Below are 19939 nucleotides of genomic sequence, written 5' to 3' on the forward strand. Positions count from 1 at the left end.
TCACCGGGCGGCGGCGTCCCTTTCCCAGTGGTAGAAGCGCTCCGCCATGGCGTCCTTCGGGCTGCGCCAGGTCTCCGGGTCGTACGCGCTGACGTACGCGGCGAGCTTCCGGCTGATGTCGCGGAACTCGGGGTGCTCGGACACGCGTGCGATGGCGGGCCCGGGGTCCTGCTCGGCTTCGATGAGGTGCATGTACACATCGCCGAACTGGAAGAGGGAACGCCGGGTCACCCCGACGAGGTGCGGGAGTTCGCCGCGGTCGGAGGCCGCGAAGACCTCGGCGATGTCCGGAGCCGACTGCGGGGCCATCCGGGCGACGATCAGGGCGTGGTGCATGAGGTCTCCTTCCGCGACGGTGTCGCTCAGGCGGGTTTGACGGGCGCGGTTCGCCGCTCGCCGGCGGCCTGCTCGACGCGGTCGCGGATGAGGGCCATCTGGATGGGGGAGTTGCGGTTGATGATGTCCGTCATCCCCGCGTCGTCGACCGGGGCGTCGGGCCGCATGGCGAAGTCCTGGGTCCAGCGCATCCGAGTGCCGTCCGGGGTCTCCTCGTACTCCCACACGATGTTCATGTACTCGAACGGACCGGGCTCGACCCTGCGTGCGCGGACGGTGAGCTTGTCGCGGTCGGTGACCCGTTCCGACACCCAGCTCCACACCTTGCCGTTCTCGTCAGGGTGCATGGTCAGGCGGAAGGTGACCGTGTCGCCCTCGCGGGACAGCACCTCGACGGACGCGTACTCGCTGAACAACTGCGTCCATCTCTCCAGGTCGTTCGTCATGTCCCAGACGAGGTCGACGGGAGCGGCGATGGTGATCTCGTTCTCCGTGTGGCCGGCCATGTCAGGCTCCCGTCGCGAGCGCGCCGTTGACGAGGTCGAGGAAGGCGCGGGGGCTCTTGCACCGCTCCGCGTCGGTGGGGAGCGCCCGGCCGTGCCGGTTCTCCAGCTCGCCGACGATGCCGAGGAGGCCGAGCGAGTCCAGCCCGAATTCGGCGAAGGGGGTGTCCACCCGGCGCTCGAGGTCCTGCGGGTCGATGGTGACACCGGCGGCCTTCTTCATCAGCGTGGCCAGTTCTTCGACGGTCACTTGAGTCACTTCTGTGGTCATGCGCGTTCTCCTTCTCGTACAGGTGCGTGTGCTAGGCGGCTGATCCCGAGCCGCGCCGCAGGACCAGCGCCGCGTTGGATCCCATGAGCCCCCGGCTGAGGATCAGGGCCGTGCGGAGCTCGGCCGGGCGGGCCGTGGAGGTCACCAGGTCGATCTCGTGGCAGATGTCGAAGACGTTCGGTGTCGGCGGTATCTGCCCGTGCTCCATGGCCATCACCGCGGCCGCGACGTCCAGCAGGGGTGCCCCGCAGTAGGACCGTCCGATGCCGGTCTTGGGCGCCGTGACGGGCACGCGGGTGCCGTGCGGGCCGAGGGCGTCGGCGAGGGCGAGGGCTTCGGCGCGGTCCGCATCCGGTATGCCCATCGCGTCGGCGAAGACCACGTCTATCTCCTCCGGTGCGCAGCCGGCCTCGTCGAGGGCGCCACGGATCGCGTGGGCGAGTCCCTCCCGTGACCGGTCCCAGCGCGAGGCGCCGGTGAACGTGGCGCCATGTCCCGCCACGGTGGCGCGGACCACCGCGTCACGTCGGTGTGCGCGCTCCGCGTCCTCGACGACCAGCACGGCACCGCCCTCGGCGGGCACGAACCCGCAGGCCGCCGAGGTGAACGGGCGGTAGGCGCGGGCCGGGTCCTCGACGGTGCTGAGTTCGGGGTATCCGAGCTGGCAGACCATCGAGTACGGGGCGAGCGGCGCCTCGGCGGCGCCGACCACGACCACGTCGGTTCCCCGCCGCACGGTCCGGTCGGCGTGCGCCACGGCGTCCAGGCCACCGGCCTCGTCGCTGGCCACCACCCCGCAGGGGCCCTTGAAGCCGCCGTGGATGGATATCTGGCCCGTGCTGGCCGCGTAGAACCAGGCGATGGACTGGTAGGGGCCGACGAATCGGGAGCCCTGCCCCCACAGCTTCTGCAGTTCCCGCTGGCCGAACTCGCCACCGCCGGATCCGGCGGCGGTGACCACACCGACGGAGTACGGGGCCTCGGCGGCGATGCTGGTGAGCCCCGCGTCCTCCAGGGCCGCACAGGCCGCGGCCATCGCGAAGTGGGTGAACCGGTCGGTCTGGACGAGGAAGGTCTCCTCGATGAGCGCCGAGGGGTCGAACTCCCGGACCTCGCCGGCGACCTGGAGCGGAAGGTGCCCGCAACCCTCCCGGGTGATCCGGTCCAGTACGGTCAGGCCCTCCTTGACGGACTTCCAGTAGGTGTCGGTGCTGAGCCCGTTGGGCGCGACCACACCGATCCCCGTGACGACGGTGCGCTGGGTTTGTCGACCACTCATCGTTTCCTCCCGCCCGGCCTCGTCAGCAGCACGGCGGACTGGAACCCGCCGAAGCCGCTGCCGACGGAAAGCACGTTGTCGAGCCGGCGAGGGCGCGCCGTACGCGGTACGTAGTCCAGATCGCACTCGGGGTCCGGGGTCTCGTAGTTCGCCGTGGGCGGCACCACCTGGTGGGCCAGGGCCAGGACACAGGCGACGACCTCGATCGCGCCGATCGCTCCCAGCGAGTGGCCCACCATGGACTTGATCGAGCTCATGGGGGTGTCGTAGGCGTGGGCACCCAGGGACCGCTTGACCGCGGCGGTCTCGTGACGGTCGTTCTGGCGGGTGCCCGAGCCGTGCGCGTTGACGTAGTCGATGTCCGAGGGGTCCACGCGCGCGTGGTCGAGCGCGGTGTCGATGGCCCGGGCCATCTCCAGGCCCTCACTGGTCAGTCCGGTCATGTGGTACGCGTTGCCGAACGTGGCGTAGCCGCTGATCTCGCAGTAGATGTGCGCGCCGCGGGCACGGGCGTGCCCGAGTTCCTCCAGGACGAGCACCGCCGCGCCCTCGCCCATGACGAATCCGTCGCGGTGGGCGTCGAAGGGGCGGGAGGCGTGGGCCGGGTCGTCGTTGTTGGGCGACGTCGCCTTGATGGCGTCGAAGCAGGCCATGGTGATGGGGGAGATGGGGGAGTCCGACGCTCCGGCTATGCAGATGTCGGCGCGGCCCTCCTCGATGGTGTGGAAGGCGTAGCCCACCGCGTCGAGTCCGGAGGTGCAGCCGGTCGAGACGGTCTGCACCGGCCCCTGCGCGCCGAACTGCTCCGCGACGACGGAGGCCAGCGTGCTGGGCGAGAACGCCAGGTGCAGCTGCGGTTCGGCGGCGCGATGGTCGACGTCCCAGCGCTTGCCTCGCTCACTGACCAGGACGTAGTCGTGCTCCAGGCGGGTCGTGCCGCCCACCGCGCTGCCGAGGGAGACGGCCACGCGCCAGGGATCCTCCTTGTCGAAGGCCACACCGCTGTCGGCCACCGCTTCCGCCGCCGCGGCGACGGCGAACTGGATGTACCGGTCGGCGCGTTCGACCAGCTCGGGCGTGAGCCCGTGCGCGAGCGGGTCGAAGTCGCACTCGGCCGCTATACGGGACCGCAGCCCCTCGGGATCGAACAGGGTGATGCCGCGTGTCGCGGTACGGCCGCCTGAGAGGAGGTCCCAGAACGCCGGTACGCCGATCCCCCCGGGGGCGACGACGCCGATACCGGTGACCGCCACCCGCCGGGTCACGATGGGGCCCCATGTCGTTCGGGCCGCGCGGCCTCCTGGACGAGCGGGTACGGCTTGAGGTCGTCGCTCTCCGCGACGGCCTCCGTGTCGACGTGGCCGAGACGCGGCTCCGGCGCCAGCGGGCCCAGATGGAAGACCATCCGGGCTTCCTCGTCCCCGACGTTGCGGAAGCGGTGCCGCATGTTGATGGGGATCATGAGGCCCTGGTCGGGGCGGAGAGGAAACGTTTCGCCGTCCAGGTCGACCTCCAGGTTGCCCCGGACGACGAAGATGAACTCCTCGGAATACGGGTGGTAGTGCTCGCTGATGCGTTCGCCGGGCCGCATGATCGCCAGGCCCATGAACCCGCTCGTGGAACCCACCGTGACGGGGGTGAGCATGGTGCGCAGGTCGCCGCCGCGCTTGCGGTTGGGCTCGGTCTCGCTCAGGTCCACGATGCGCGGGCGCGTCTTGTACATGGTCCGTCTCCTGGTTGGGCAGTGGGGGTCTGGTCTTGTTGTCTCGTCCGTGCCGCTGGTGGCTGTCCGTGTGCTGTCAGGACTGGGGAGCCGTGCGGTCGGTGATCAGCGTCATGCCGGCGTGCGTCAGGAGACGGGTCGCGTCCCGTTCACTCGTGAGGGGGCCTTCCACGCCGAGCGCGGCACCGTCGAGCATGCGGGCCAGTACGGCGGCCTTGCGCGTGCCGTGGACGCCGAGGGCTCGGACCGGGTCGGTCTCGGGGTCGCCCGACACGTCGATGAGCCGGACGACGATGTCGTCCCGGTGGAAGACGGTGCTGCGGTGCACGGGGCTCGCGGGGTCGTCCGCGGCGGCCTCGTCCTGCTCGGAGAGCAGCCGGGCCAGCGTCATTCCGCAGCCCGGGCGGGCCGGGTAGTACAGCGCGTGCCGTCGCAGCTCGGACGGTTCCGGTCCGCCGCCGGGCACATCACGGGTCACATGGTGTACGGCGGGCATGGCCGCGCGGGTGAAGAAGGCACGTGCGGATTCGGGGTCGGTCAGGTCCCTGCTCAGTTCCAGGTGCGGGTTGAGGGCTTCCTCCACGGCGCGCACCTCCGGCTGGCGCGAGACGTGGCGCAGCGCGGCCATCAGGTCGCCCTGCACCTCGACGGTGCGGACGACTCGGTTGCCGTGCATGAACAGCGTGGTGCGGCGCAGCCGCGTGGTGTCGTCGACGCGGGACCGCGGCGGTGCGTAGTCGGCGAGGATCTCCGCGACCTTCGACTCGGAGCCGGGCTTGACGGTGAACGTCAGGGCGTGGCGGGTCAGGCCGTCGCCCACGTAGGCGGGTGCCTGGAGGCCGTTGGTGGTTGCGGTGGTTGCGGTGGTGGGCGGGGCGATGGGTGGGGCGGTGCGGCCGGTCTCGCGGAGGATGTTGAAGCGCATCGAACGGAGGTCGCGGACGCAGCTCTGCATGGGCCTGACCGTCTCGATGTGGTCTTCGCTGCTCACCCAGGCGAGGTACGACGGGGCGCTTGCCCACTCGCTCGTGATGAGCCACTGGGACGGGTTCTCCGCGGACTGGCACAGCTGGTCAGTGAGGTGACCGGGAACCGACGCGACGTGGTTGCGCATGTGCTCGTACGCGTCGAGGAACTGTTGCTGTGCGCCTTCCTGGAGATCGACGAGCAGGATGACTCGCAGCCTGGAGCCGTCGAAGGCCGACTGAGATATACGTTTTGAAGTGGTCATCCGGCAGGCCCTTCCTTCGCGAGAGGCAAGCGGCGGCCGCCGTGTCCCGCAGCGCGAACGACGGTCGGCCCTGAGCCTTCATCGTGGGTCGGGGGGGCGGGGGCCGCGAGCCGCGGGGGCCAATGGGGGGAACGGGTGCCTCCGGCGGTTGGGCGGGTGGCCTGCGGCGGCCTGTGCGGGTGCCTCCGGCGGTTGGGCCGGGGTGGCCTGCGGCGGCCTGTGCGGGTGCCTCCGGCGGTTGGGCCGGGGTGGCCTGCGGCGGCCTGTGCGGGTGCCTCCGGCGGTTGGGCCGGGGAGGCCTGCGGCGGCCTGTGCGGGTTCGGTGGGGGTGCGCGTAGCGCCGTGTGTTGTGGGGTGGGTCGGGGCCGTGTCGGGGGGTGTCCGTCCTCGGAACGGCGCGGAATCGGTTACCTGGCAAGGTGCCCGTGTTGACGCGCCAACCGCTGCGGGCGGACACCCCCCGACACGGCCCCTTGCCGCCGTACGCGACCGTCCCGCCGTGTGGCTTCTACGGTGACCTCTTGGCCGACCGAGTCGGGTGGTGGGTGCCTGACAAGCAAGCGGCACGCAGTCAGCGTCGACTGGTCCGCCGCAGATGGTGCCGTACCGCCCGCTGGGCAACAGGTCCCAGCTCCTCCAACGCGGCCACCAGCAACCCCAGTTGCTCCAACGCGTCCAGCGCCGCATTCGCCCCCGCCGCATCCACCCCCTCGTACAACTCGATGCCCACGAAGGACGCGGCGACCGCACGCGCCAGCCCCGCCGGATCCGTGAACTCCCCGAACGGCGTCCCCGCCAGCACCCGCCTGAGGACGTCCTCGATCTCGACGATCCACAACTCGAGCCCCGCCGCCGTGGCGGGCCCGAGGGTGTCGTGCGTCTGGGCGCCGGCCAGCAGCTGCCCGAGGAGGGCGACATGGCCGCCCTCCTGTTCCGCCTCGTGGATCTGCCGGCCGACCGCCAGGAGTTCGGACAGCGAGGTCACCGCCGAGAAACGCGGGCGGTACCGCGCCACCGACCGCTCGGCCCCGTACCGGCACGCGGCGGCCAGCAGCTCGTCCACCGAGCCGAAGTGGTAGAAGACCAGGGCCTGATTGACCCCGGCCGCCGTCGCGATCGTACGGGCCGACACCTTGGCGATGCCCTGCTCGGTGAGTGTCCGCAGCGCGCCTTCGAGGAGTTTGGTCTTCGTCTCCTGGGACTTCGCCGTCTCGGGGCTCATGCGCGGGATTCCTCGCGTAGGGGGCGCAGCCCGGGGCGCACTCCGCGGGTCGCGATGTCGGAGTACGTCGCCGTGAAGGAACCGTCGTAGCCGAAGAGCGGTCCGAAGTACCTGTTCACCACGCGGACCCGGATACGGAAGCGGCCGGCCGTGTCGTCGTACGACTCCCGTACCTCCGCCGTCGCGCCGATCAGTTCGGGTACGCGGACGTCCACCATGCCTTCCCGGAAGCGGTGTTCCCCGGAGCGGATGAGGAGGGAGCCGTCGGGCTCCGCACTGAAGTGCAGGTCGCTGGCGAGGTGTTGGTGGGTGCCGAGGTAGTCGAGGACGCGGTCGCCCTTGGGGCTGAGGACCATCTGGGCGTCGAAGCGCCGGGGGCGGCCGGGCAGGTGGAAGGTGCGCACGAAGGTCACCGTCTCACGGCCGAAGGTGTCGGTGTACGGCACGTTCTCGATGGTGAAGGGGACGTGGCGGCCCTGCCTGGGGACGAGGATGTTGCGGGTGGTGCCGAGCGCCAGGAACGGCTTCACGAACGCCCCGCCGTGCCAGACGCGGTCCATCACGCCCCGGCCCGTGCACGCCTCGCCGCTCGCCAGGCCGACCGAGAAGCGGCGTCGCAGCTGGGGGTGGAGGCGGTCGAAGTCGGTGCCCATCACCGTGCGGAAGATCGACGTCATCGCGGGGTCCCCAGGGTGCGCAGGAGACGGGGCGCACGGACGCGCGTGGGTGGGGTGCGCAGGCAGCGGCGGGCGGCCGGGGTGCCGGGGAGGGGAGGCGTGAAGAGCGCCAGGGTGATGGCCAGGGCGAGGAGCAGGGGGCAGAGGTAGGCCGCCGTCGGGGCCAGGGGGCCGAGGAGGGCCAGGGCGGCGGCATCTGAGGTGAGGGTGGTGCAGGCGATGGTGATGACCAGTGCGCGGACCGTCACCTCCGCCAGCCAGTTCAGTCGGGCTCGTTCGGGAGTGATGCCGCGCTCCAGCCACAGGCGGAGTCGGTCGAAGGACCAGGCCGTCGCCCATCCCATGAGGGGACGGAAGAGCAGCCGGTCGGCGAGCGCGCCGAGGGTGCCCCAGCGCGGCCGGTAGTCGTACCCGGTGAGGAAACGGATGCCGTCGCCGTCGGGGACGTAGCGCCAGTAGCCGCTGCCCTCGGCGAGCAGGGACAGCGGGTGCGGGGAGGCGAAGCGGAGGGCGGAGGTGCGGGTGCCGTCGGGGCGCTCCTTCTCACCCGCCGAGATTCCGGTGCCGGCGACCGTGAGAAAGGGCAGCACGCGCGTGGCGTACCGGAAACGCTGCGGCTCGCCCTCCGCGCGCGGGAGGTACGTGATCTCGGAGAAGCGGAGGTCCCAGCGCTGGTGCCGGGCCGGGTCCTGGGTGCGAGCCCACAGGTCGTCGAGATCCGCCCGGATGCGTGCCTCTATGTACAGGCCCATGTGAATCCCCCTGTCGGGCGCCTGTTTTTGAGCGATCGCTCAAGTGCTGTCGAGAGCAAGGTACAAGTTTTTGAGCGGTTGCTCAATAAGTGGGGCGTGAGGTGTGTCCGTGGCCGTGGTGTGTCAGGAGCGGCTTCGGATCGACCGAAAGGCGAGACGGGGCTGACCAGGGTGTAACCGGCCAGTAAGGTCTGATGCCGTGCCGAAGCCCCTCAGTCTTCCTTTCGATCCCATCGCCCGCGCCGACGAACTCTGGAAGCAGCGCTGGGGAAGCGTGCCGTCCATGGCCGCGATCACCTCGATCATGCGCGCGCACCAGATCCTCCTCGCCGAGGTCGACGCGGTGGTCAAGCCGTACGGACTGACGTTCGCGCGGTACGAGGCGCTGGTGCTGCTCACCTTCTCCAAGGCCGGAGAACTGCCGATGTCGAAGATCGGCGAGCGGCTCATGGTGCATCCCACGTCCGTGACGAACACCGTGGACCGGCTGGTGAAGTCGGGCCTGGTGGACAAGCGGCCCAACCCCAACGACGGCCGCGGCACGCTCGCGACCATCACCGACAAGGGCCGCGAAGTGGTGGAGGCCGCCACCCGCGACCTGATGGCGATGGACTTCGGGCTCGGCGTGTACGACGCCGAGGAGTGTGCGGAGATCTTCGCGATGCTCAGGCCTCTGCGGGTGGCGGCGCACGACTTCGACGAGGAGTGACCCCGTTCGACGAGGAGTGACCCGGGGGAAGATCGCCCGGAGTGCGTGGTTACGCTCGTACGCATGAAAAAGAGCGTGCTGACCCGCTACCGCGTCATGGCCTACGTCACCGGCGTGCTGCTGGTCCTGCTGACCCTCGGCGTGATCGCCAAGTACCTGCTCAAGATGGACGGCGCCGACGACTTCACCAGCGTCGTGGGCATCGCGCACGGCTGGCTGTACGTCGTCTACCTGGTCTTCGCGTTCGACCTGGGCTCGAAGGCGAAGTGGCCGGTCGCCAAGCAGCTGTGGGTCCTGCTGGCCGGTACGGTGCCGACGGCCGCCTTCTTCGTGGAGCGGAAGGTCACCCGCGAGCTGGAGTCGAAGATCGCCGAGGACTCTCCGGCGGTCGCCAAGGCGTAACCGCCACCGCCGTACGGATACGCGTACGGCGGTCTGCCGTCGACAGTTACTTGGACGTCCTAGTAAATTCGATGGTATGGACGCTGACGCGATCGAAGAGGGCCGCCGACGCTGGCAGGCCCGTTACGACGCCGCGCGCAAGCGTGTGGCCGACTTCTCCACGCTCTCCGGTGATCCCGTGGAGCCGGTGTACGGCCCCCGGCCAGGGGACACATACCAGGGCTTCGAGCGGATCGGATGGCCAGGGGAGTACCCCTTCACCCGTGGCCTGTACGCGACCGGCTACCGAGGGCGCACATGGACCATCCGGCAGTTCGCCGGGTTCGGCAACGCCGAGCAGACCAACGAGCGCTACAAGATGATCCTGGCCAATGGCGGTGGCGGGCTGTCCGTGGCCTTCGACATGCCGACGCTCATGGGACGGGACTCCGACGATCCGCGGTCGCTGGGCGAGGTCGGGCACTGCGGTGTGGCCATCGACTCGGCCGCCGACATGGAGGTCCTGTTCAAGGACATCCCGCTGGGTGATGTGACTACGTCGATGACGATCAGCGGCCCGGCCGTGCCCGTCTTCTGCATGTACGTGGTGGCCGCCGAGCGCCAAGGGGTGAACCCCTCCCTCCTCAACGGCACGCTCCAGACGGACATCTTCAAGGAGTACATCGCCCAGAAGGAGTGGCTCTTCCAGCCCGAGCCGCACCTGCGCCTCATCGGCGACCTGATGGAGTACTGCGCGGCCGGCATCCCCGCCTACAAGCCGCTGTCCGTCTCGGGTTACCACATCCGCGAGGCCGGTTCGACGGCCGCGCAGGAGCTGGCGTACACGCTGGCGGACGGATTCGGTTACGTGGAGCTGGGGTTGAGCCGCGGCCTGGACGTGGACGTCTTCGCCCCCGGCCTGTCCTTCTTCTTCGACGCGCACGTCGACTTCTTCGAGGAGATCGCCAAGTTCCGCGCGGCGCGCAGGATCTGGGCGCGCTGGATGCGGGACGTCTACGGCGCCCGCTCCGAGAAGGCGCAGTGGCTCCGCTTCCACACACAGACCGCCGGCGTCTCGCTGACGGCGCAGCAGCCGTACAACAACGTGGTGCGTACGGCGGTGGAGGCGCTGGCGGCGGTCCTCGGCGGGACGAACTCGCTCCACACCAACGCCCTGGACGAGACGCTCGCCCTGCCGAGCGAACAGGCGGCGGAGATCGCGCTGCGCACGCAGCAGGTGCTCATGGAGGAGACCGGAGTCGCCAACGTGGCCGATCCGCTGGGCGGTTCGTGGTACGTCGAGCAGCTGACCGACCGGATCGAGGCGGACGCGGAGAAGATCTTCGACCAGATCAAGGAGCGGGGGCTGCGGTCCCACCCGGACGGGCAGCACCCCATCGGGCCGATGACCTCCGGGATCCTGCGGGGCATAGAGGACGGCTGGTTCACGGGTGAGATCGCCGAGTCCGCGTTCCAGTACCAGCAGGCGCTGGAGAAGGGCGACAAGAAGGTGGTGGGCGTGAACGCCCACACCGGGTCCGTGACCGGGGACCTGGAGATCCTGCGCGTCAGCCATGAGGTGGAGCGGGAGCAGGTGCGGGTGCTGGGGGCGCGCAAGGCCGGGCGGGACGACGCCGCCGTACGCTCCGCACTGGACGGGATGCTCGCCGCGGCGCGGGACGGTTCGAACATGATCGAGCCGATGCTGGACGCGGTGCGCGCGGAGGCGACGCTGGGCGAGATCTGTGACGCGCTGCGGGACGAGTGGGGGGTGTACACCGAACCGGCCGGTTTCTGATAGCCCCGTGCCGGCGGCGATCACTTGCGGCGGCGCAGGTCTGCGCGTCGCCAGGTAGTCCGCGCGTCGCCAGGTAGCATCACCGCATGCGATTACGTCATAGTCATGACAAGCTCGCTGTCCCGCATCGTGATCCGCGAGCTGACGATTACCCGATGCCGTCTGTTCCGTACGGGTGGTACGCCGTGCTCCGCAGCACCGAGCTGCGGCCGGGCAGGGTCGTCAGCCTGCACTACTTCGGACGGGCCCTCATCGCCTTCCGGGGAGCGGACGGGCAGCCGGCCGTACGTGACGCGCACTGCCCGCACTACGGCGCACACCTGGGCGTCGGCGGGAAGGTTGTGGACGGAACCGTGGAGTGCCCGTTCCACGGGTGGCGATTCGATGCGGACGGTCGGTGCGTGGAGGCCCCGTTCGCGGTCCGGACCCCGAAGGTGTCCATCGGCGGCTTCCCGGTCCGTGAGCACAGTGGGCTCATCTTCGTCCATATCGGGCCGGGTGAGCCGTCGTGGGAGGTGCCGGAGATCCCGGAGACGGGATCCAGGGACTTCGCCAAGCCGATCGACGACACCTGCCGAGCGCGCATCCATGTCCAGGAGATGCGCGAGAACATCGTGGACGAGTCCCATTTCCACTTCATCCACGGCCAGAGCGAACCACCCGTCCAGGAACTGCGGCCGGACGGCCCCTTTGCCGAGGTCCGCGGCCGGATCCACCGACGCGTTCTCGGCTGGGACATCAACAACACCTTCGATGCGTTCATGTACGGACCGGGCGTCATGGTGGTCCGTGCCCACGGCCCCGTCCTCTCGGTGACCGCCGTCGCCCTCACCACCCCCATCGACGACCGCACCAGCGAGATGCGGATGCTGTACTACGTCCGCAAGCCGTCCGGATTCCCGTTTCTGGTGCCCGCGCTCAAGCTCGTCTTCCGGGCGGAAGCCTTGGGCGAGGTGCGCGAGGAGGTCCGGATCTGGGATCACAAGATCCACCAACCACGCCCCGTCCTGCTTCCGCACGAGAAGGGCATCAAGGCACTGCGCCGCTGGTACTCCCAGTTCTATCCATCCGACGTTCCGGCCGAGTCTCTCCAGGAGTACATCTGAAGGATCTGGGTGGCGAGTTGTCGGATGCGCTCGCGGGCTTCTGAGGGGCCGGTGACGGTGACGCTGTTGCCGAACTGCAGTAGCAGGCGAACGTCCTCCAAGTCCCGACCGGTGACCGTGATGCTCACTCGTTGTGCTCCTGCGGTGTCCCGAACGGTCAAGCGGCGGCCGAGGACGCGCCTCGCCCGACTGAGTTGGTTCGAGTCGAGTTCGGCGTGGATCTGGAAGGCTTCCGGGTTCTCCCAGTGCGCTGTCAGTTCGCTCGCGACGCTTTCCAGCGTCACGTCCGGACGCAGCCGACGAGCTGCCCGCATCGACTCCCAGCCGACGATCCGTTCCAACGCGTGGAGTCGAGGACGACCCGCCGAGTCTGCCACGAGATACCACCTCCCGGCTTTGGCCAGCAACCCATAAGGATCTGTGACCCGCCAGGTGGCCTCGACGTCCTCGGATCGGCGGTAGCAGATGCGCAACCGCACACCGCGCCGCAGGTCACCCACCAGCGCTGCCGGAGGCAGCCCCTCGGTGTCTCTGGAGAACCACGGTCTGTTGTCGGTGGTGACGACCGCACTCAAGGGCAGCACATCGGTGTTCGACAGGCGCAGGGTCGAACGCATCTTCTGGTGCGCGCGCCGGGTGTCGGCCGCGGCCCCCAGTTGCTCGCGCTGTGTGTCGTCGAGGCCGTAGAGCGCGAGATGGTCCCGTTCGCCGGGGGTGAGCCGTGACGTGTCGACCAACCCACCGGGCAGAAGGGTCACCCCGCCCCAACGGCCCCGTCGGATCAGCAGCGGGAAGCCCGCTTCTTGCAGCCATTGCAGATCTCGGAGGACGGTACGGACCGACACACCGACTTGCGCTGCCAGATCGGCGGTCGTCATGGTCTCCCGAGATTGCAGCGTCAGCAGCAGCGAGAAGAAGCGATCCGGAGTCACGGATCAAGAGTCGCAGGAAACATGACGGAATCCGTCATGGATGACAGGCAAGCTCCAGTCGTTCAGTGAGACCGACCCAAGGAGTGAGCAATGTCGACCTCGATCGTGTTCATCGTCTACGTCAATGAGGCACCCCAAGCTGCCCGCTTCTACGCAGACCTGCTTGAGATCAAGCCCAGCTTCGAGACCCCTGGATACATCGCCTTCGCTCTCGGCGACGGCGCAGACCTCGCGCTCTGGAGCGGGCAAATCGACGGCCTGACCCCGGCGGTGCCACGTACCAGCGAGGTCTGTCTCGCACTGTCCGGCGGACCCGACGCGATCGATCGCCAGTTTGAGCGGTGGGTGGCGAAAGGGGTCCGAGTGGTCAGCGAGCCGCGCGATGAAGTATTCGGGCGCACCTTCGTCGTCGCGGATCCGGATGGCAACCTGATCCGAGTCGCCCCCACAGACTGACGACACACGAACTGGCCGACGCCGGTTTCAAGACCAAGGACCCGGACGCTCACCCAGTGATTGGCAGATCTGTTCCACCGGCGCGGTCACATCACCTGGGGTTTTTCTTCGCGGGGGTGGAACAGATCTGCCAATCACCCCCGATCCCGGTCGGGGGCGGGCTGTGGCTACTGGGAGCGGCCTGCTTTCAACGCACGTATGAGATGACCCAGGCGGGCGGGTGTGGTCGCGATGACCTGGTGTGGGGCGTCGCTCTCGCGGAGGCGGAGGGTGCCGTCGGGGGCGGCGGCGAGGTAGAGGCAGGCTTCCGACTCGCCGCCGCTGAACGAGGACTTCTGCCAGGTGAGTTGGGGCACTGCGGGCCTTTCTAGAGGTCATACAGGAGGTGCTGGATCAGCATCAGGGAGCCAGGCACCGCTTGCGCTTCTGGTGCGGTTGAGGGGGCGATCGGCGGGAGCGCGGACGCCTTCAACCGTCCGAAGAGCGCGCGGTATTGGGACAGGTGTCCTGGCGAGTCACGGTAGATCTGCTGTGCCGGATGGTCCAGTACGACGGTGGCCAACTCTTCGACAGGAGGGGCCAGGTACAGGAACGGGGCACTGACACCCGAGTACGTCCGCGCACGGAACGGGAAGATTTGAATGGTCACGTTGGACAGCCGCGCCAGCTCGATGAGATGCAGGAGCTGCCTGCGCATGACACCGGGGCCGCCGTAGTGCATGTGCAGGGCGGCCTCGTGAATCACCGCGTGCACAGTGGGGGCGTTTTCACCTGCGAGGATCGTCTGGCGCTCCAGTCTGAAGGCGACGGCATCTTCGGTGGTGGCGTGCTGGGGTTGCACATCCCCCAACAGAGCCCGGATGTATTCGCCCGTCTGAAACAGGCCGGGGACGAGCAGAGGCTCATACCAGCAGAGGGCGACTGAACCCGCCTCCAGTTCCGCGACGTTGAGCGCGTACTGGGTGACCCGCCCCTCGTAGGCGGTCCACCATCCCTTGCCGTTGGACTCGGACATGGCGATCAAGGCCTCAAGGCGCGAGGCAGAAATTCCACCGTAGTACTCGCACAACCGGCGCAACCGGTCGGTGGCGATAGCCGTGCGACCTGCCTCGATCTTGCTGAGATAAGGAGCCTTGATGCCTACTGCCGCAGCAGCCTCGTTCGTGCTGATACCCCGTGCCTCCCGAAGCCCACGCAGTTCGGCCGCGAGGCGCCGCTGTCGTTCGCTGATCCTGGTCCGCAATGCCAAGGAACCGATCCTCTCGGGGAGTTGAGGTCACCCTTTCGGGAGAGTGAGTGGAAAACCTGGCCCGGTGTCCCTACCGTCAGTATCGCAGCGAACACACCTTGTGCGCAGCCGAGCTGCGAAATCCTCACCCTGGGCGGAGGCCTCATGAACAACAACGAGGACGACTGGGAGTACAGCATCAACCTCCCGCACAACCCACTCGCCGTCGGCGTCGCCCGCGGTGCCCTGCGGTTGATCCTCCGGGCGCACGGGCTCGGTGAACTCCTCGCCTCGGCGGAGCTGTTGGCTTCCGAACTGGTCACCAACGCGCATGTGCACGCTCCCGGCCCGTCCTGCCTCCGCGTGAAGCGCACGGAGAAGTGGCTGCGGCTGTCGGTGTGGGACACCAGTGGTGAGCCGCCCCGGCCGCCCCGGCCGCCCCGTCTGTGCGGCGCGGATCGTGAGGAGGGGCGTGGGATGGGGATCGTGGAGGAGCTGGCCGACCGGTGGGGGCATTACTCCCTGGGGGTGCCCGGTTTCGGCGGGAAGTTGGTCTGGTGCGAGCTGGGTGGTGGGTGACGTGTGGGGGATCGCCAAGTTCAGCGCGTACTCGGTACGCCGCTCCGCCGGGTCTCCGCGAGGTGGATGTCGATGGATCGGGCCAGGATCAGCGCGTCCTGGGGGTCGTCGGCCTGGAAGGTGACGCGTCGTATCAGGCTGACCCCGCTGAGCGCGACGCCCTCGCGGGCGAGGACGAAGACGAGGGCGAGGAAGGCGGACCGGGCGTTGCCGTCGTCGAAGGGATGGAAGAAGCAGACGTCGAGATAGGCGCGTGCGGCGCGGGCGATCAGAGGCAGGGGTCGATCGCCGCCCGTTGCGCTCTCGGCCAGGCAGGCGTCGAGGCGGTCGCGGGTGTCCGGGCCGATGCCATAGCGTTCCCTGCCCCGCTTGGCGAAAGCGGGCAGGCTGCGGAACGGCGGCGGCTGCGGCGTGGCCAGGACATGCTGCTGCCAGCCGCGGAGCAGTTCGAAGTCGAGCGAGGCGCCGCGTGCGGCGTCGGCCCGCACCAGCTCCAGGGCGGCGAGCAGGCCTGCGGCGCGTGCGGGGTCCAAGGCGCCGTCGAAGGAGTGGATGTCCTCTGCCGCGCCGTCGCGCGAGGGGGTCACCGGTCCCTCCGCGCCACCGTCCGGGCTCTCCTGCCACGGCACGACCTCGCGCACCTCCAGCCAGCGCTTCAGGTGGTCCGGTGCGGGTCCCGCGGACCGTGCGCCGTCGTCCGGCCGCAGTGACAGCGCGAGTTGCTCCGCGACGTCGTCGACGAGCACCGTGTCGGGGCCGGTCCAGCTCCGGAACCGCCCTCCGACCGCCTGGTCGACCAGTTCCAGTGCGACATCGGGGGCGACTCCCCACCGGCTGAGGAACCAGATGAGCACCTGACGGCAGTGCCCGTGCCAGCCGCTGCCGCAGCCGGTGCGGTCGACAACCTGCAGAATCAGATTCCGGGCGGCGCGCTCCCACAGGATCTGCTGGTCCTCGACGTCGGCCAGTTCCAGTGGGTACGCCTCGAACCATCCGGCGAGACTCTCCAGCCACCCGCGCCACTCGCACAGTGCCGCGACGACACGGGCGAGCGTCTCCTCCGGGGTGGTGATCGAGTCCCGCGGGCAGCACCAGTTCCCGACCGGCCCCCCATCGAAGTCCCCTTCGTCGTGCGCCCAGCGCCAGCCCACGACCCAGCGGCCGTAGCGTTGGACCAAGGCATGCGACATGGCGTCGGCCCAGAGCTTGGCCTCGCCCCAGCTCCAGGCATGCATCGCCGAGTCGGCGAGGGGGACGTCGGGGCGGAGTGGCACCCGCCGGGCCGGCCCGAGCGAGTGCACCACCTGCGCCGCCGACGCGCTGTCGAAGGGATGACGGGCGGGGTCCACCTCGTCCCAGCTCAGGCGGCCGGGGGACAGCTCGACAATCACCGCGCAAGCCTGCCCGTCGGCCCGGCGCCCGTTCAAGCGGATTACCGCAGGACGCGACCCGTCACCGTGGTGCCGACCCGACGCGCGGCATTGGGTTCGGACGTCCCCCCAGGCCTCCCAGGCCTCCCAGGCCTCCCAGAACTCACAACGAAGATCATCACTGCTGCGGGACGCGAGGACCGTCAGCCGCGCCCGTCAGGCCCAGGAGCAGTACCTGCGTGAAGAAGCGCGCCCATTCCGCGTCCACGGGTTCCGCACTCACCAACGTGCGGTGCACCACCGCACCGGCCACCATGTCGAAGATGAGGTCCATCGTGCGGGCGGCCTCCGCCGGATCGGTCTGCGGCGCCAGTTCGCCGCGGACCTCGGCACGGGCCCGGCCCCTGAGGACCAACCCCTTCTGGCGCTCCACGATCGACGCGCGGATACGTTCCCGCAGCGCGTCGTCCCGCGTCGACTCCGCCACCACCGCCATCAGCCCGCTCTTCGCCTCCGGGCGGGCCAGGATCGCCGCGAACTGCAGCACCACGCCCTCGATGTCGGCGGCGAGGGTGCCGCGGTCGGGGAGGCGGAGTTCGTCGAAGAGTTCGGCGACCGCGTCGACCACCAGCTCGTTCTTGCCGGCCCAGCGGCGATAGAGGGTCGTCTTCGCAACCCCCGCGCGCGCGGCCACGTCTCCCAGGGTGAGCTTGGACCAGCCCAGTTCGACCAGCGCCTCCCGCGTCGCGGCCAGGATCGCGGTGTCCGCGGCGGCGCTGCGCGGACGGCCGGTACGGCCGGCGGGCGTGCGGCTCTGCATCCGAAGACGATAACCGTGGTTTCTCGCGTGTCAGTGAGGGAGATCACTGGAGTGGGGTGTTCGGGAGGCACTCCGTGCCATTACGCTACGGCTCGTAGCGAAAGCTCGTGGTGGACGTCCGCGAGTGATGGCACATGTGGCGTGGGGTGGGGACCCGGCGCCGGGCGGAACACGGATACGCAGAACCCAGCACAACACACAGCACGACCGGCTTTCCCATCGTTTTCACACAGGCGCGCTCACGGGGGAGGATAGACGCATGCAGCCACGGAACATGTCCATGAGCGGAGTCGTCGACCTCGCCGCGGTGAAGGCGGCCCAAGAGGCCAAGGCGAAGGCGGAGCAGGCGCGGGCCGAAGCCGCCCGGCAGGGCGGGGCGGGCGGCGCCGTCTCTCCGGCCGATCTCGTCATCGATGTCGATGAAGCCGGGTTCGAGCGGGATGTCCTGCAGCGGTCCGCCGAAGTGCCCGTCGTCATCGATTTCTGGGCCGAGTGGTGCCAGCCCTGCAAGCAGCTGAGCCCGGTCCTGGAGCGGCTCGCCGTCGAGTACAACGGGCGGTTTCTGCTCGCCAGGATCGATGTCGACGCCAATCAGATGTTGATGCAGCAGTTCGGGGTCCAGGGGATCCCGGCTGTGTTCGCGGTGGTGGCCGGGCAGGCCCTGCCGCTCTTCCAGGGGGCCGCCGGTGAGGCGCAGATCCGGCAGACCCTGGACCAGTTGGTCCAGGTCGCCGAGCAGCGCTTCGGTCTGACCGGTCTGACGGTCGACCCGGACGCCGAGTCGGGCGGCGCCGAGGCAGCGGCTCCCGCGGCGCCTGTGGGGCCGTACGACGCCCTCCTGGAGGCCGCCGTACAGGCCCTGGACGCTGGGGACTTGGGCGGTGCCATTCAGGCGTACAAGAACGTGCTGAACGACGACCCGGGCAACATGGAGGCCAAACTGGGCCTCGCCCAGGCCGAGTTGCTCCAGCGGGTGCAGGGCCTGGACCCCCAGCAGGTGCGCAAGGACGCGGCCGACAAGCCGAAGGACGTGCAGGCGCAGATCGCCGCCGCCGACCTGGATCTGGTGGGCGGGCATGTGGAGGACGCGTTCGGGCGGCTCATCGAGACCGTGCAGCGTACGGCGGGTGAGGACCGGGATGCCGTACGGCTGCGGCTGCTGGAGCTGTTCGAGGTCGTCGGCGCCGAGGATCCGCGCGTGACGGCGGCGCGCAGGGCGCTGGCGCGCGCCCTGTTCTGACCGGGGCTGGAGCCCGGTTCTGACCAGTCGCTAAACGCTGGGGCCTGTGATGCCCAAGTGAAAGAATTGCCGACGGAGTGTCAGTGCGGCCGCGCTTTACCAAATCTTGGTAAACGCGGCCGCTGTTACTTGGAGTAAGTCGCGGGCGTTGATCTGTCGGAATCTGTCCATCGATCAACAGCTTTGTCCTCCCCTCAACTGACACCCAGCGTTGTCGACCGAGACCGGTGGGTCGTTGTTCGGTTATCCGGCCGTTACCCGCGAGTAACGAACCCCCTTGTGTCAGCGGCGAGAATGCACCACGATCGGCCACGCTCGGTCCATTCCCGTACCCCGACAGCCGGTTGGGCCTACGGGATTCCCTGGGTCCCCACCGAGTAGAGCCGGCGGCAGTGGTGCCGGCTCTTGGACAGGGGGGTCTTCGCCCACTCGGCGAAGCCTGTCCAGCAAGGTTGTGCGTGATGCGTGTCAGGCGCGACCAGTGGTTGTCGCTCGGGGGTGATCGCCGGTGATTCGGGCGCGGTTCGTGCCTCCGAGCACGGGCGCTCCCCTTCCCGAGGACGTAGCACTTCTCCCATCGCTGCCCGGCTGAGGCGTCGAGAGACGGTGGCGGTCCGGTCAGGCGATGTACGTCCGAGAAGGAGGAAATATGGAGTCCCAGGTGCGTGGCGGGACCAGATGGAAGCGGTTCGCTGTGGTCATGGTGCCCAGCGTCGCCGCGGCCGCGGCTGTGGGTGTCGGGCTTGCGCAGGGTGCGCTGGCCGCGTCGTTCAGTGTGTCCGGCCAGGAGTTCAAGGTTTCGGTCGATCACCTGCACGGCACGGGCTTTGCTCAGTACGGCGGCATAGACACCGGCTACACGTCGACGGACGGCAAGGAAAAGACTCAGCATCCGGTCGCGATCTCGTCGTTCAAGAACGCCGAGCTCACGAAGATGTGCCAGTCGGTCAAAACGGAGATTCCCCTCATCGGGAAGACGTTCTACCTCCGTCTTGACGCCGGGCCGAACGCCAACAAGAAGGTAGAGGCCTCGAACCTCTACATCGACGTCGCTCAGCTCGACGCCGATGCCACGTTCAAGAACATCGACATCGGTGTGGCGGTCAAGGACCAGAAGAAGGGTCCTGCTGTCAAGGAAGGCGACAACGTGCTGCCGGGCGGCTTCGCCCAGCAGGCGGACGAGGCCGACCTTTACCGCGTCAAGCAGACGGCTTGGGCGACCACTGCCGGCACCTTCAAGCTCAACGGCCTGAAGATGCGTCTTGGCACGGACCCCGGCATGGAGTGCTACTGACGGCTTCCGTCGCAGGGTGTCCTTGGACGGCT

Annotated in this window: 23 protein-coding genes; 8 read left to right on the plus strand and 15 right to left on the minus strand. The window is 69.0% G+C overall.

Translation table 11 applies throughout. From position 1 onward, the window contains the following. The 10 genes from Q4V64_RS36265 to Q4V64_RS36310 form a co-directional block, all read right to left on the minus strand. A complete protein-coding gene (locus Q4V64_RS36265; protein ID WP_124436675.1) occupies positions 1-336 on the minus strand; it encodes a TcmI family type II polyketide cyclase in 336 nt (111 codons plus the stop codon). Between the two features lie 26 nt (positions 337-362). Further along, on the minus strand, positions 363-842 hold the full coding sequence (locus Q4V64_RS36270) for an SRPBCC family protein (protein WP_124436674.1): 480 nt from the start codon (positions 840-842) through the stop codon (positions 363-365). 1 nt (position 843) lies between these two features. Next, the gene (locus Q4V64_RS36275) at positions 844-1110 is read right to left on the minus strand and encodes an acyl carrier protein (RefSeq protein WP_124436673.1); all 267 of its coding nucleotides are present in this window, start codon (positions 1108-1110) and stop codon (positions 844-846) included. 31 nt (positions 1111-1141) lie between these two features. Next, positions 1142-2389 (minus strand): ketosynthase chain-length factor, encoded by a 1248-nt coding sequence (locus tag Q4V64_RS36280; protein ID WP_124436672.1) that lies wholly within the window; start codon positions 2387-2389, stop codon positions 1142-1144. Next, positions 2386-3654 carry a beta-ketoacyl-[acyl-carrier-protein] synthase family protein gene (locus Q4V64_RS36285; RefSeq protein WP_124436671.1) on the minus strand — a complete coding sequence of 423 codons (1269 nt, stop codon included), beginning with the start codon at positions 3652-3654 and terminating at the stop codon, positions 2386-2388. The genes Q4V64_RS36280 and Q4V64_RS36285 overlap by 4 nt, the downstream gene beginning before the upstream one ends. Continuing rightward, a complete protein-coding gene (locus tag Q4V64_RS36290) occupies positions 3651-4112 on the minus strand; it encodes a cupin domain-containing protein (protein WP_124436670.1) in 462 nt (153 codons plus the stop codon). Before Q4V64_RS36290 ends, Q4V64_RS36285 begins: the two co-directional genes overlap by 4 nt. Positions 4113-4188: 76 nt before the next feature. Next, the gene (locus tag Q4V64_RS36295) at positions 4189-5343 is read right to left on the minus strand and encodes a SchA/CurD-like domain-containing protein (RefSeq protein WP_124436669.1); all 1155 of its coding nucleotides are present in this window, start codon (positions 5341-5343) and stop codon (positions 4189-4191) included. A 571-nt stretch (positions 5344-5914) separates the two neighbouring features. Further along, positions 5915-6565: a TetR/AcrR family transcriptional regulator gene (locus Q4V64_RS36300; protein WP_124436668.1), complete on the minus strand. Its 651-nt coding sequence runs from the start codon at positions 6563-6565 to the stop codon at positions 5915-5917. Further along, on the minus strand, positions 6562-7242 hold the full coding sequence (locus Q4V64_RS36305; protein ID WP_124436667.1) for a DUF4166 domain-containing protein: 681 nt from the start codon (positions 7240-7242) through the stop codon (positions 6562-6564). The genes Q4V64_RS36300 and Q4V64_RS36305 overlap by 4 nt, the downstream gene beginning before the upstream one ends. Continuing rightward, positions 7239-7994: a hypothetical protein gene (locus Q4V64_RS36310; protein ID WP_124436666.1), complete on the minus strand. Its 756-nt coding sequence runs from the start codon at positions 7992-7994 to the stop codon at positions 7239-7241. Before Q4V64_RS36310 ends, Q4V64_RS36305 begins: the two co-directional genes overlap by 4 nt. Before the next feature lie 199 nt (positions 7995-8193). Here Q4V64_RS36310 and Q4V64_RS36315 point away from each other — a divergent pair, with 199 nt between their 5' ends. The 4 genes from Q4V64_RS36315 to Q4V64_RS36330 all read left to right on the plus strand — a co-directional run bounded on the left by Q4V64_RS36315 (position 8194) and on the right by Q4V64_RS36330 (position 11988). Beyond that, positions 8194-8703 (plus strand): MarR family transcriptional regulator, encoded by a 510-nt coding sequence (locus tag Q4V64_RS36315; RefSeq protein ID WP_124436665.1) that lies wholly within the window; start codon positions 8194-8196, stop codon positions 8701-8703. 63 nt (positions 8704-8766) lie between these two features. Continuing rightward, complete coding sequence (locus Q4V64_RS36320) at positions 8767-9105, plus strand: DUF3817 domain-containing protein (RefSeq protein WP_124436664.1); 339 nt, start codon at positions 8767-8769, stop codon at positions 9103-9105. Positions 9106-9181: 76 nt separating this feature from the next. Next, positions 9182-10882: a methylmalonyl-CoA mutase family protein gene (locus tag Q4V64_RS36325; RefSeq protein ID WP_124436663.1), complete on the plus strand. Its 1701-nt coding sequence runs from the start codon at positions 9182-9184 to the stop codon at positions 10880-10882. A 155-nt stretch (positions 10883-11037) separates the two neighbouring features. Then, on the plus strand, positions 11038-11988 hold the full coding sequence (locus Q4V64_RS36330; RefSeq protein ID WP_124436662.1) for a Rieske 2Fe-2S domain-containing protein: 951 nt from the start codon (positions 11038-11040) through the stop codon (positions 11986-11988). On the opposite strand, the gene Q4V64_RS36335 is transcribed toward Q4V64_RS36330, so the two are convergent. Next, the gene (locus tag Q4V64_RS36335) at positions 11943-12920 is read right to left on the minus strand and encodes a WYL domain-containing protein (protein ID WP_124436661.1); all 978 of its coding nucleotides are present in this window, start codon (positions 12918-12920) and stop codon (positions 11943-11945) included. The genes Q4V64_RS36330 and Q4V64_RS36335 overlap by 46 nt on opposite strands. A 90-nt stretch (positions 12921-13010) precedes the next feature. Here Q4V64_RS36335 and Q4V64_RS36340 point away from each other — a divergent pair, with 90 nt between their 5' ends. After that, positions 13011-13376: a VOC family protein gene (locus tag Q4V64_RS36340; RefSeq protein ID WP_124436660.1), complete on the plus strand. Its 366-nt coding sequence runs from the start codon at positions 13011-13013 to the stop codon at positions 13374-13376. A gap of 167 nt (positions 13377-13543) precedes the next feature. On the opposite strand, the gene Q4V64_RS36345 is transcribed toward Q4V64_RS36340, so the two are convergent. Together Q4V64_RS36345 and Q4V64_RS36350 are read right to left on the minus strand one after the other, a co-directional pair. After that, a complete protein-coding gene (locus Q4V64_RS36345) occupies positions 13544-13732 on the minus strand; it encodes a DUF397 domain-containing protein (protein WP_124436659.1) in 189 nt (62 codons plus the stop codon). A gap of 11 nt (positions 13733-13743) precedes the next feature. Then, positions 13744-14625, minus strand: a complete 882-nt coding sequence (locus Q4V64_RS36350; RefSeq protein ID WP_124436658.1) for a helix-turn-helix transcriptional regulator — start codon at positions 14623-14625, stop codon at positions 13744-13746. A 144-nt stretch (positions 14626-14769) separates the two neighbouring features. On the opposite strand from Q4V64_RS36350, the gene Q4V64_RS36355 reads away from it, so the two are divergent. Continuing rightward, on the plus strand, positions 14770-15183 hold the full coding sequence (locus tag Q4V64_RS36355; protein WP_124436657.1) for an ATP-binding protein: 414 nt from the start codon (positions 14770-14772) through the stop codon (positions 15181-15183). 20 nt (positions 15184-15203) lie between these two features. Here Q4V64_RS36355 and Q4V64_RS36360 read toward each other — a convergent pair whose 3' ends face one another. Both Q4V64_RS36360 and Q4V64_RS36365 read right to left on the minus strand, forming a co-directional pair. Then, positions 15204-16574 carry a Fic family protein gene (locus tag Q4V64_RS36360; protein WP_124436656.1) on the minus strand — a complete coding sequence of 457 codons (1371 nt, stop codon included), beginning with the start codon at positions 16572-16574 and terminating at the stop codon, positions 15204-15206. 157 nt (positions 16575-16731) lie between these two features. Then, entirely contained in the window at positions 16732-17373 is a 642-nt protein-coding gene (locus Q4V64_RS36365) for a TetR/AcrR family transcriptional regulator (protein WP_124436655.1), read from the minus strand. A 259-nt stretch (positions 17374-17632) separates the two neighbouring features. Between Q4V64_RS36365 and Q4V64_RS36370 the strand changes: the two genes are divergently transcribed. After that, entirely contained in the window at positions 17633-18613 is a 981-nt protein-coding gene (locus Q4V64_RS36370) for a tetratricopeptide repeat protein (protein ID WP_124436654.1), read from the plus strand. 649 nt (positions 18614-19262) lie between these two features. Continuing rightward, on the plus strand, positions 19263-19907 hold the full coding sequence (locus Q4V64_RS36375) for a DUF6230 family protein (RefSeq protein WP_124436653.1): 645 nt from the start codon (positions 19263-19265) through the stop codon (positions 19905-19907). Positions 19908-19939: the final 32 nt, after the last annotated feature.

Origin of the sequence: Streptomyces sp. NL15-2K (assembly GCF_030551255.1) — a bacterium.
GTDB lineage: Bacteria > Actinomycetota > Actinomycetes > Streptomycetales > Streptomycetaceae > Streptomyces.

Bases quoted from the DNA above. Each gene is read 5' to 3' on its own strand.
- Q4V64_RS36295 (WP_124436669.1), bottom strand. From the start codon at position 5,343: ATGACCACTTCAAAACGTATATCTCAGTCGGCCTTCGACGGCTCCAGG.
- Q4V64_RS36270 (WP_124436674.1), bottom strand. From the start codon at position 842: ATGGCCGGCCACACGGAGAACGAGATCACCATCGCCGCTCCCGTCGAC.
- Q4V64_RS36375 (WP_124436653.1), top strand. From the start codon at position 19,263: ATGGAGTCCCAGGTGCGTGGCGGGACCAGATGGAAGCGGTTCGCTGTG.
- Q4V64_RS36300 (WP_124436668.1), bottom strand. From the start codon at position 6,565: ATGAGCCCCGAGACGGCGAAGTCCCAGGAGACGAAGACCAAACTCCTC.
- Q4V64_RS36290 (WP_124436670.1), bottom strand. From the start codon at position 4,112: ATGTACAAGACGCGCCCGCGCATCGTGGACCTGAGCGAGACCGAGCCC.
- Q4V64_RS36355 (WP_124436657.1), top strand. From the start codon at position 14,770: ATGAACAACAACGAGGACGACTGGGAGTACAGCATCAACCTCCCGCAC.
- Q4V64_RS36340 (WP_124436660.1), top strand. From the start codon at position 13,011: ATGTCGACCTCGATCGTGTTCATCGTCTACGTCAATGAGGCACCCCAA.
- Q4V64_RS36310 (WP_124436666.1), bottom strand. From the start codon at position 7,994: ATGGGCCTGTACATAGAGGCACGCATCCGGGCGGATCTCGACGACCTG.
- Q4V64_RS36325 (WP_124436663.1), top strand. From the start codon at position 9,182: ATGGACGCTGACGCGATCGAAGAGGGCCGCCGACGCTGGCAGGCCCGT.
- Q4V64_RS36275 (WP_124436673.1), bottom strand. From the start codon at position 1,110: ATGACCACAGAAGTGACTCAAGTGACCGTCGAAGAACTGGCCACGCTG.
- Q4V64_RS36280 (WP_124436672.1), bottom strand. From the start codon at position 2,389: ATGAGTGGTCGACAAACCCAGCGCACCGTCGTCACGGGGATCGGTGTG.
- Q4V64_RS36305 (WP_124436667.1), bottom strand. From the start codon at position 7,242: ATGACGTCGATCTTCCGCACGGTGATGGGCACCGACTTCGACCGCCTC.
- Q4V64_RS36330 (WP_124436662.1), top strand. From the start codon at position 11,038: ATGCCGTCTGTTCCGTACGGGTGGTACGCCGTGCTCCGCAGCACCGAG.
- Q4V64_RS36320 (WP_124436664.1), top strand. From the start codon at position 8,767: ATGAAAAAGAGCGTGCTGACCCGCTACCGCGTCATGGCCTACGTCACC.
- Q4V64_RS36265 (WP_124436675.1), bottom strand. From the start codon at position 336: ATGCACCACGCCCTGATCGTCGCCCGGATGGCCCCGCAGTCGGCTCCG.
- Q4V64_RS36370 (WP_124436654.1), top strand. From the start codon at position 17,633: ATGCAGCCACGGAACATGTCCATGAGCGGAGTCGTCGACCTCGCCGCG.
- Q4V64_RS36365 (WP_124436655.1), bottom strand. From the start codon at position 17,373: ATGCAGAGCCGCACGCCCGCCGGCCGTACCGGCCGTCCGCGCAGCGCC.